Origin of the sequence: Pseudomonas sp. 31 R 17 (assembly GCF_900004915.1) — a bacterium.
Classification (GTDB): domain Bacteria; phylum Pseudomonadota; class Gammaproteobacteria; order Pseudomonadales; family Pseudomonadaceae; genus Aquipseudomonas; species Aquipseudomonas orientalis_A.
Map to the genome: position 1 here is coordinate 1 of NZ_CVTN01000045.1, position 10,574 is coordinate 10,574.

General features: G+C 59.6%; 10 protein-coding genes. 8 read left to right on the forward strand and 2 right to left on the reverse strand.

From position 1 onward, the window contains the following. Nucleotides 1-1,073 (reverse strand): ribonucleotide-diphosphate reductase subunit beta (locus tag BFP89_RS04695; protein WP_065884416.1); only part of this gene is annotated, 1,073 nt, incomplete at its 3' end. A 501-nt stretch (nt 1,074-1,574) separates the two neighbouring features. Between BFP89_RS04695 and vapB the strand changes: the two genes are divergently transcribed. After that, a complete protein-coding gene (gene vapB / locus BFP89_RS04700) occupies nt 1,575-1,808 on the forward strand; it encodes a type II toxin-antitoxin system VapB family antitoxin (RefSeq protein WP_065884438.1) in 234 nt (77 codons plus the stop codon). Between the two features lie 148 nt (nt 1,809-1,956). Here the strand turns inward: vapB and BFP89_RS04705 are convergent, their stop codons facing one another. Further along, nucleotides 1,957-2,226, reverse strand: a complete 270-nt coding sequence (locus tag BFP89_RS04705; RefSeq protein WP_065884417.1) for a DUF2790 domain-containing protein — start codon at nt 2,224-2,226, stop codon at nt 1,957-1,959. A gap of 400 nt (nt 2,227-2,626) precedes the next feature. Here BFP89_RS04705 and acs point away from each other — a divergent pair, with 400 nt between their 5' ends. The 7 genes from acs to BFP89_RS04740 all read left to right on the forward strand — a co-directional run bounded on the left by acs (nt 2,627) and on the right by BFP89_RS04740 (nt 10,570). After that, the gene (gene acs, locus BFP89_RS04710) at nt 2,627-4,582 is read left to right on the forward strand and encodes an acetate--CoA ligase (RefSeq protein ID WP_065884418.1); all 1,956 of its coding nucleotides are present in this window, start codon (nt 2,627-2,629) and stop codon (nt 4,580-4,582) included. A 694-nt stretch (nt 4,583-5,276) separates the two neighbouring features. Then, nucleotides 5,277-6,062, forward strand: a complete 786-nt coding sequence (locus tag BFP89_RS04715) for an ABC transporter substrate-binding protein (RefSeq protein ID WP_065884419.1) — start codon at nt 5,277-5,279, stop codon at nt 6,060-6,062. 92 nt (nt 6,063-6,154) lie between these two features. Continuing rightward, nucleotides 6,155-6,844 carry an ABC transporter permease gene (locus tag BFP89_RS04720; RefSeq protein ID WP_053257623.1) on the forward strand — a complete coding sequence of 230 codons (690 nt, stop codon included), beginning with the start codon at nt 6,155-6,157 and terminating at the stop codon, nt 6,842-6,844. Continuing rightward, complete coding sequence (locus BFP89_RS04725) at nt 6,841-7,539, forward strand: ABC transporter permease (protein WP_065884420.1); 699 nt, start codon at nt 6,841-6,843, stop codon at nt 7,537-7,539. The genes BFP89_RS04720 and BFP89_RS04725 overlap by 4 nt, the downstream gene beginning before the upstream one ends. Before the next feature lies 1 nt (nt 7,540). Continuing rightward, nucleotides 7,541-8,653: a succinylglutamate desuccinylase/aspartoacylase family protein gene (locus tag BFP89_RS04730; RefSeq protein ID WP_065884421.1), complete on the forward strand. Its 1,113-nt coding sequence runs from the start codon at nt 7,541-7,543 to the stop codon at nt 8,651-8,653. Between the two features lie 27 nt (nt 8,654-8,680). Then, complete coding sequence (locus BFP89_RS04735) at nt 8,681-9,445, forward strand: ABC transporter ATP-binding protein (RefSeq protein WP_065884422.1); 765 nt, start codon at nt 8,681-8,683, stop codon at nt 9,443-9,445. 144 nt (nt 9,446-9,589) lie between these two features. After that, nucleotides 9,590-10,570, forward strand: coding sequence for a GlxA family transcriptional regulator (locus BFP89_RS04740; protein WP_065884423.1), 981 nt, complete (start codon nt 9,590-9,592; stop codon nt 10,568-10,570). Nucleotides 10,571-10,574: the final 4 nt, after the last annotated feature.

Genomic DNA, 10,574 nt, shown 5'->3' on the forward strand with positions numbered 1-10,574 from the left:
TCCTCCATCATCGCCGCATTCATCCCCAGCACCCCACGCGGCATGGTATCCCGCGCGTATTCAATCTCCAGCTGCGTCCCCTGCAGAATCATCTGGGTCGCTTCTTCCTTCATCTCGGCATCCCACAAGTGCGGGTTTTCGATTTTGATCTGGTTGATCACATCGATCCCGAAGTTCAGGTGCATCGACTCATCGCGCAGGATGTACTGGAACTGTTCGGCCACGCCGGTCATTTTGTTGCGGCGGCCCATGGACAGGATCTGGGTGAAGCCGCAGTAGAAGAAGATGCCTTCCAGTACGCAGTAGTAGGCGACCAGGTTGCGCAGCAACTCTTTGTCGGTGTCGACGGTGCCGGTTTCGAACTTCGGATCGGAGATCGAACGGGTGTATTTCAGGCCCCAGGCGGCTTTTTTAGCGACCGATGGGATCTCGTGGTACATGTTGAAGATCTCGCCTTCATCCATGGCCAACGATTCGATGCAGTACTGGTAGGCGTGGGTGTGGATCGCTTCTTCGAAGGCCTGGCGCAGGATGTACTGGCGGCATTCGGGGTTGGTGATCAGGCGGTACACGGCCAGCACCAGGTTGTTGGCGACCAGGGAGTCGGCGGTGGAGAAGAAACCGAGGTTGCGCATGACGATGCGACGTTCGTCATCGGTCAGGCCTTCGGGGTTTTTCCACAGGGCGATGTCGGCGGTCATGTTGACCTCTTGCGGCATCCAGTGGTTGGCGCAGCCGTCGAGGTATTTCTGCCAGGCCCAGTCGTACTTGAAGGGCACGAGCTGGTTGAGGTCGGCGCGGCAGTTGATCATGCGCTTTTCGTCGACGGCGACGCGGGCGGAGGCGCCTTCGAGTTCGGCGAGGCCTTCGGCGACGTCGAGTTTGTCCAGTTCGGCCTTGGCGCGTGCGATGGCGGCCGAATCACTGGCGGTGACGGCGCGGGCTTCGATGGCGGCGGCGGCGCCGGCTCCGTCGAGGCGGTCCATGTTGGCTTCGGTGGCGTGGCCGGCGTTGGCGCCTTTGGTGGCTACTTCGCCTTCTTCTTCTTTGTCGAATTCGTCCCAGCTCAGCATGACGTGTCGTCTCCTGCGTGAGGGCTCAAAGGTGCCCGTGTGAAACCGGATGGTGGGGTGTTCACACGGCCCTGAGGCCGCGGTGGATCTTAAGGAATCGTTTGTTGCAGCAGCTCGCGCAGGCAAATAAACGGAAATTGCGTAACGGGTACTGCATGAGGCTTGAGGTGCGGAGCGGTAGGTGCAGGCTCCAGCGGAGGCCTCAGGTCTGGCTCTTCATCCCTGTGTAAAGGGATATTGCAGGCCCGATTTACCCGCGCATTATAGGGAAAAAAACGGGTTTGTGTTGTGGCGGATTGTCCCGGTGGGCGGACAAAAAGGTGGATATTTAGGCCAGAGTGAGGGATTACGGGGGGTTGGTGGGTAGGAAGTTTTTGACGGGAGGTGTCGGTATTTTACCGAGGGGGGAAGAGGTGATCAGGTTGTGGGCATTTGCGTTGCTCTGCGACGAGGAGCTCCCTTAAATTGCAGCAGTCAGCTACGTTGGGGAGGCAACTTGTTATGCGCACTGTTTCGATCATTGAGAGTGGAGAGGGTCAGACGATCCATTTGCCAGCGGATATGGCTTACGACGGGGTGGATGAGCTGGAAATTCTCAGGGAGGGGGACACAATTATTCTGAGGCCAGTCAGGCCCAGTTGGTTGTCGCTGGTCGATTTGCCTAAGGTGGATGAGGTTTTTTTGCAAGAAAGGAAAGATGTCATTGAGCGTGTGAAGCCCGATTCGGGCGCTTAGAGCGGATTGCAGTGGTGCAGCATCTATCGTCTTCGCGAGCAAGCCCGCTCCCACATTTGATCTGTGGTGCATTCGAGGTGGGTTCTTGGCCGCAAGAACGATTTCCTGCGGCGACCAAGATCCGGGTTAAAGCTAAATAACGAAGTTATTACCCGTTAGAGCAACCATTCCCCATCACATGATAATTAAGAATATGACGCTGACCTTGCGAGTCTTCATATTCCATCTTCACCGGTACAACTTCACACACTTGTGGAATATCGCTCATGGACACTACTTTGGCGACGTCCAGGTGGGTGCTGTAAGTGTAGTCCTCAACAATCGGCGCGTTGCCGCCAGCCAGCTCCGTCGGGGCTTCGTCGGCCAGGGCGGCGGTGGCGCACAGGCTGCTGAGGGCTAATACTACTAAAGCTTTCATTTCTCTATTTACCTTCTTCAGGGCGAAAGGGGTCACGGGGCCCTTGTGAGGCCACGTGTGTCACTTGAAAGTTGGGAAGTTCGGATTAACGGTGCCTTCGTGGGGGCTGTTACGGTGTTAATCACAGTGCCTTGGTTGGCGGAGTTGATTTTAGGCGCCCGAGTTATATTCATATACCCGTGGTTTTGATAAACACTTTTGACGGTTTTTGTAACAATCCCTCGATCGAGGTTTTTTCAGCAGGCCTCGAAACGCCGCAGGCCGCGGGCCAGAGCAGCACACAGGCATAGCTGGGCAATTTGTAGGGTCTTGTTACTACCATCGTCGAATGGTTCTATAGGCCTACCCCGGCTACAACAGGGGCCATACAACAACAACTATTGTCACCGAGGTAAGAAAGATGAGTGCGGCTTCCCTGTACCCCGTTCGTCCCGAAGTAGCAGCCAACACGCTGACCGACGAGGCGACCTACAAGGCGATGTACCAGCAGTCGGTGGTCAATCCCGATGGTTTCTGGCGCGAGCAAGCCAAGCGTCTCGACTGGATCAAGCCTTTCACCACGGTGAAGCAGACTTCGTTCGACGATCACCATGTCGACATCAAGTGGTTCGCCGATGGCACCCTGAACGTTTCCTACAATTGCCTGGACCGTCACCTCGCCGAGCGTGGCGACCAGGTCGCGATCATCTGGGAGGGCGATGACCCTGCCGAGAGCCGCAACATCACCTACCGCGAACTGCATGAACAAGTCTGCAAGTTCGCCAACGCCCTGCGCGGCCAGGATGTGCACCGCGGCGATGTGGTGACTATCTATATGCCGATGATCCCCGAAGCCGTGGTCGCCATGCTGGCCTGTACCCGCATCGGGGCGATTCATTCGGTGGTGTTCGGTGGTTTCTCGCCGGAAGCCCTGGCCGGTCGCATCATCGACTGTAAGTCGAAGGTTGTTATCACTGCTGACGAAGGCATTCGCGCGGGTAAGAAGATTCCGCTCAAGGCCAACGTCGATGACGCCCTGACCAACCCGGAAACCAGCAGCATCCAGAAGGTCATCGTGTGCAAGCGCACCAATGGCCAGATCAAGTGGAACCAGCACCGCGACATCTGGTACGAAGACTTGATGAAAGTGGCGGGCACCGTGTGTGCGCCCAAGGAGATGGGCGCCGAAGAAGCGCTGTTCATCCTCTACACCTCTGGCTCCACCGGCAAGCCCAAGGGCGTGCAGCACACCACCGGCGGCTACCTGCTGTATGCGGCCCTGACCCATGAGCGCGTGTTCGATTACCGTCCGGGCGAAATCTACTGGTGCACCGCCGACGTCGGCTGGGTCACCGGTCACACCTATATCGTCTATGGCCCGCTGGCGAACGGCGCGACCACCTTGCTGTTCGAGGGCGTGCCGAACTACCCGGATATCACGCGGGTGGCGAAGATCGTCGACAAGCACAAGGTCAACGTCCTCTACACCGCGCCGACCGCGATCCGCGCGATGATGGCCTCGGGCACCGCCGCCTGCGAAGGCGCCGACGGCAGCAGCCTGCGCCTGCTGGGGTCGGTGGGCGAGCCGATCAACCCGGAAGCCTGGGACTGGTACTACAAGAACGTCGGCCAATCCCGTTGCCCGATTGTCGACACCTGGTGGCAGACCGAAACCGGCGGCAACATGATGAGCCCGTTGCCGGGCGCCCATGCGCTCAAGCCGGGTTCGGCGGCGCGTCCGTTCTTTGGCGTGGTGCCGGCGTTGGTGGACAACCTGGGCAACCTGATCGAAGGTGCGGCCGAAGGCAACCTGGTGATCCTCGATTCATGGCCGGGCCAGGCGCGTACGCTGTACGGCGACCATGATCGTTTCGTCGACACTTATTTCAAGACCTTCCGCGGCATGTACTTCACCGGTGACGGTGCGCGACGTGACGAGGACGGGTACTACTGGATCACCGGGCGTGTGGACGACGTGCTCAACGTGTCCGGCCACCGCATGGGCACCGCCGAGATCGAAAGCGCCATGGTCGCCCACCCGAAAGTCGCGGAAGCGGCGGTGGTGGGGGTGCCGCATGACATCAAGGGGCAGGGTATTTATGTCTACGTCACCTTGATCGGCGGCGAAGAGCCCAGCGAGCAACTGCGCCTGGAGTTGAAGAACTGGGTGCGCAAGGAGATCGGCCCGATTGCTTCGCCGGACGTGATCCAGTGGGCGCCGGGCTTGCCGAAGACGCGCTCGGGGAAAATCATGCGGCGGATTCTGCGCAAGATTGCCACGGCTGAGTATGACGGGTTGGGGGATATCTCCACCCTGGCCGACCCGGGTGTGGTTGCGCAGTTGATTGAGACGCACAAGACCATGAACGTCGCTTAAGGCGGGGTAGGTGGGACAGAGCCCCATTCGGCGCAGGCCGGGTGGGGCTTTTTTATGGCATAGCGAGACCACTGAGCTCTATTGTGGGAGGGGGCTTGCCCCCGATGGCAGTGGGTCAGTGGAGCATGTATCAGCTGGCACACCGCTATCGGGGGCAAGCCCCCTCCCACATTTGAAGGCATTTCATGGCGAGAGTTGGTAACGGTCCGACAGACCGGCACATAAGCCAAACCAATAAATATCGATTTGCGCAGTAGGATATTTCTGAATGTTACCGTCGAACGCAAATGTGTAACCCTGTGCCCTGGCATGAGGCGAACGGCTACGTCCGTGCCCCGAAAAACCGCGTTTCAGACACCCCCGCAAATAAGATTAAACGCCACACTTGCCGTGCCAGAAGGGTTTGCGAATAATAGGCCCGCAATTTGCAGCATTAGCTGGTTTAATATCTTTTGCCTCTGCATAAAATCCAGAGGCTGTCAATGGGCTGTAACCGCTTTCTCGGTGCTTCTGTAAATTGTTGTCGCATTGAGGAAATATCGGCTTTCCGCCTGTCGTTAGAATGCCGATCACTCGCTCGTCGTCGCTGGCACTCTCTGGCGCAGGACGCTGCAACGCTATTCGGTTTCACCTTCGCCGCATCGTGGGCCATGGCTCATACTGCTGTTTTGCCCTATACCGATGGAGTCCCAAGATGAAGAAACTCGTGCTGTTGGGCGCCCTGGCGCTGTCCGTGCTGTCCATGCAGGCTTTCGCCGAAGGCAAGCCACTGAAGATTGGTATTGAAGCAGCTTACCCTCCGTTTGCCTCGAAGGCGCCGGATGGCAGCATCGTCGGTTTTGACTACGACATCGGCAACGCCCTGTGCAAGCAGATGGACGTGAAGTGCACCTGGGTCGAGCAGGAATTCGACGGCCTGATCCCGGCGCTGAAAGTGCGCAAGATCGACGCGATCCTGTCGTCCATGTCCATCACGGAAGACCGCAAGAAGTCCGTCGACTTCACCAATCGCTACTACCTGACGCCGGCGCGCCTGGTGTTGAAGGAAGGCACCACGGTCAGCGACAGCCTGGATGAACTCAAGGGCAAGAAGATTGGTGTGCAGCGCGGTTCGATCCACGATCGCTTCGCCAAGGAAGTGCTGGCCCCCAAAGGCGCCACGGTTGTGCCTTACAGCTCGCAGAACGAAATCTACCTGGACGTGGAAGCCGGTCGCCTCGACGGCACCGTGGCTGACGCCACCCTGTTGCAGGAAGGTTTCCTCGACACCCCCGCCGGCAAAGGCTACGCGTTCACCGGCCCATCGTTCACCGACGTCAAATACTTCGGCGACGGCGTAGGCATCGCGGTACGCAAGGGCGACCAGGAAAACCTGGACCGTATCAACGCCGCTATCACCGCGATCCGTGCCAACGGCGAGTACAAGAAAATCCAGGACAAGTACTTCAACTTCGACATTTACGGGCCTGAAGCCAAGTAAATCGTCGCAGCTGTCTGTCTGAAATGGCGCAAGCAACAGAACACTCTGAAGTTTGCGCCATTTTTTCATCCCCCTTTTCGAGGACCTGAATCATGTTGAAAGGCTACGGGGCCGTTATCCTCGATGGCGCATGGTTGACGCTTCAGCTCGCCTTGTCGTCCATGGCCCTGGCCATTGTTCTGGGTCTGATCGGGGTCGCGTTACGCCTGTCGCCGGTGCGCTGGTTGGCCTGGCTGGGTGACTTGTACTCCACGGTGATCCGCGGGATCCCCGACCTGGTGCTGATCCTGCTGATTTTCTACGGCGGTCAGGACCTGCTCAACCGCGTCGCGCCGCTGCTCGGCTACGACGACTATATCGACCTGAACCCCCTGGCCGCCGGTATCGGCACCCTGGGTTTCATCTTTGGCGCCTACCTGTCGGAAACCTTCCGTGGCGCCTTCATGGCCATTCCCAAGGGCCAGGCTGAAGCCGGCCTGGCGTATGGCATGAGCAGCTTCCAGGTGTTCTTCCGGGTGATGGTGCCGCAGATGATTCGGCTGGCGATCCCCGGTTTCACCAACAACTGGCTGGTTCTGACCAAGGCGACTGCGCTGATTTCAGTGGTGGGCCTGCAAGACATGATGTTCAAGGCCAAGCAGGCGGCCGACGCCACCCGCGAGCCTTTTACCTTCTTCCTCGCAGTGGCGGCGATGTACCTGGTGATTACCAGCGTGTCGTTGCTGGCCCTGCGCTACCTTGAGAAGCGCTACTCGGTAGGCGTAAGGGCGGCTGATCTATGATCTTCGACTACAACGTCATCTGGGAGGCCATGCCGCTGTACCTCGGCGGCCTGCTGACCACCCTCAAACTGCTCGCCATCGCGCTGTTCTTCGGCCTGCTCGCTGCCTTGCCCCTGGGCCTGATGCGCGTGTCCAAGCAGCCGATCGTCAATGGTGCGGCGTGGCTGTACACCTACGTGATTCGCGGCACGCCGATGCTGGTGCAGCTGTTTTTGATCTACTACGGGCTGGCCCAGTTCGAAGCGGTGCGGGAAAGCTTCCTGTGGCCGCTGCTGTCCAGCGCTACGTTCTGTGCGTGCCTGGCGTTTGCGATCAACACCAGCGCCTACACCGCCGAGATCATCGCCGGCAGCCTCAAGGCCACGCCCAATGGCGAGATCGAAGCGGCCAAGGCCATGGGCATGTCGCGCTACAAGCTGTACCGCCGCATCCTGTTGCCGTCGGCCCTGCGCCGCGCGCTGCCGCAGTACAGCAACGAAGTGATCATGATGCTGCAGACCACCAGCCTGGCCTCCATCGTCACCTTGATCGATATCACCGGTGCCGCGCGCACGGTGAACGCCCAATATTACCTGCCGTTCGAAGCCTATATCACCGCCGGCGTGTTCTACCTGTGCCTGACATTCATCCTGGTGCGCCTGTTCAAGTTGGCCGAGCGCCGCTGGCTGGGCTACCTGGCTCCACGGAAGCATTGATATGGAACGTATCGATCACCTGTTGCCCTGGGGTCACCTGGGCTGCGAACGCCAGCTGAGCGTGTTTCGTTTCGGCAGTGGCGAGCGCAAGGCGTATATCCAGGCCAGCCTGCATGCTGATGAATTACCCGGCATGCGCGCGGCCTGGGAGCTGAAAAAACGCCTCACCGAACTGGAACAGCAAGGCGCGCTTAACGGCGTGATCGAGTTGGTACCGGTGGCCAACCCGATGGGCCTGGGCCAGTTGCTGCAAGGCAGCCATCAGGGCCGTTTCGAGGTGGGCAGCGGCAAGAATTTCAACCGCGATTTCGTTGAGCTGAGCGAGCCGGTCGCCGAGCGGCTGCAAGGCAAGCTGGGCGATGACCCCCATGCCAATGTGCGCATGATTCGCCAGGCCATGAGCGATGTGCTCACGGCCTTGCCCGCGCCGAGCAGCCAGTTGCAAGGCATGCAACGTATCCTGCTCAGCCATGCCTGCACCGCCGACGTGGTGCTCGACCTGCATTGCGACGCCGAGGCCGCGCTGCACATGTACGCACTGCCCCAGCACTGGCCGCAGTGGCGCTCGCTGTCGGCGCATTTGAATGTGAAGGTCGGCCTGCTCGCGGAAGATTCCGGCGGCAGTTCGTTTGATGAAGCCTGTTCGTTGCCCTGGCTGCGTTTGTCGCGCACGTTCCCCGACGCGCAGATTCCACTGGCCTGTCTGGCGACGACGCTGGAGTTGGGCGGCCAGGCTGACACCGGTCGCGATGAAGCGATCTTCCACGCTGAAGGCATCCTGGCGTTTCTGGCCGAGCAAGGCCTGATCAAGGGCGAATGGCCGGCGCCGCAACACGAAGCGTGCGAAGGCATGCCGTTCGAAGGCACCGAATTGCTGTTCGCGCCCCACGCCGGGGTGATCAGTTACCTGCGTAAGGCCGGTGACTGGGTAGAAAAGGGCGAGCCGATTTTTGAAGTGATTGACCCCCTGCAAGACCGCGTGAGCGTGATTCACGCCGGTACGTCGGGGGTATTGTTTGCCGTTGAACGGCTGCGTTATGCCCAAGCGGGTTTCTGGCTGGCCAAGGTGGCGGGGCGCGAAGCGCTGCGTCACGGGCGCTTGCTCAACGACTGACCACCTGTTTTTGTGAGAACCGACCGCATGTACAAGCTTGAAGTCCAAGACCTGCATAAACGCTATGGCAGTCATGAAGTGCTCAAGGGCGTGTCCCTGGCCGCCGCAGCCGGTGATGTGATCAGCATCATCGGCTCCAGTGGTTCGGGCAAAAGTACGTTTTTGCGCTGCATCAACCTGCTGGAGCAGCCCCACGCCGGCAAGATCCTGCTCAACAACGAAGAGCTGAAACTGGTCGCGACCAAAGACGGCGCGATGAAGGCCGCCGACCCCAAACAACTGCAGCGCATGCGTTCGCGCCTGTCCATGGTGTTCCAGCATTTCAACCTGTGGTCGCACATGACCGCGATTGAAAACGTGATGGAAGCGCCGGTGCATGTGCTGGGCGTGTCGAAGAAAGAAGCCCGTGAAAAGGCCGAGCACTACCTGGCCAAGGTCGGCGTAGGCCATCGCAAGGATGCGTTCCCCGGCCACATGTCCGGCGGCGAGCAGCAGCGCGTGGCCATTGCCCGTGCCCTGGCGATGGAACCTGAGGTGATGCTGTTCGACGAACCGACGTCGGCGCTCGACCCCGAGTTGGTCGGCGAAGTGCTCAAGGTGATGCAGGACCTGGCCCAGGAAGGCCGCACCATGGTGGTGGTGACCCATGAAATGGGCTTTGCCCGTGAGGTGTCGAACCAGTTGGTGTTTCTGCACAAAGGCATTGTCGAAGAGCGCGGCAACCCGAGGGAAGTGCTGGTGAACCCGCAGTCCGTACGGTTGCAGCAGTTCCTCTCCGGCAGCTTGAAATAGTCCTTTCCTGTTGGAGCTGCTTTATGTGGGAGGGGGCAAGCCCCCTCCCACATTTGATCACCATTGTTTTTGAGATTTGTGTGGGTTTACCGGCTAGCATTGGCCTCTGTCTTCATTACCGTTACTCGCTTCGGATAGCACTCCATGACCGCCCATAAAATTGGTTTCCTGATTTGGCCCAGCACAAAAGCACTCACGCTTGCGCTGGCTGAGGAGGCCTTGCGCGTTGCTCAGCGGGTGCATCCGGAGGTGGTCTACGAGTTATCGTTTCTGCAGGCCGAGCCGCAAACCGAAGGGGCCTGGCAGTTGCCCGGCGAGCCGTGGGCCGGCAAGTTGGACGGCTTTCAGAAACTGTTCCTGCTGGCGGACGAGCCGCCCACCGTCATCGCCTCCCAGCTCAGCACTGCGCTCAAGCAACTGGTCCGGGCAGGGTGTGTGATCGGCGGATTATCGGCGGGCGTGTACCCGCTGGCCCAGCTCGGCTTGCTCGACGGCTATCGCGCCGCCGTGCACTGGCGCTGGCAGGATGATTTTGCCGAGCGCTTCCCCAAGGTCATCGCCACCAGTCATCTGTTTGACTGGGACCGTGATCGTCTGACCGCTTGCGGCGGCATGTCGGTGCTCGATCTGCTGCTGGCGGTACTCGCGCGTGATCATGGCGCCGAACTGGCCGGCGCGGTCTCCGAAGAACTGGTGGTAGAGCGCATCCGCGAAGGCGGCGAGCGCCAGCGCATCCCCTTGCAGAACCGCCTGGGTTCCAGTCATCCGAAACTGACCCAGGCTGTTCTATTGATGGAAGCGAATATCGAAGAACCGCTGACCACCGATGAAATCGCCCAGCATGTGTGCGTTTCCCGACGACAACTGGAACGCATCTTCAAGCAATACCTCAACCGCGTCCCCAGCCAGTATTACCTGGAGCTGCGCCTGAACAAGGCGCGCCAGATGCTGATGCAAACCAGCAAGTCGATCATCCAGATCGGCCTGTCGTGCGGCTTTTCCTCGGGGCCGCACTTCTCCAGCGCCTACCGTAACTTCTTCGGCGCTACGCCGCGCGAAGACCGCAACCAGCGGCGCAGCAGCAGCCCGTTTGAATTGTCGTCGGTACCGTCCGAGCGCGGTTGATCGA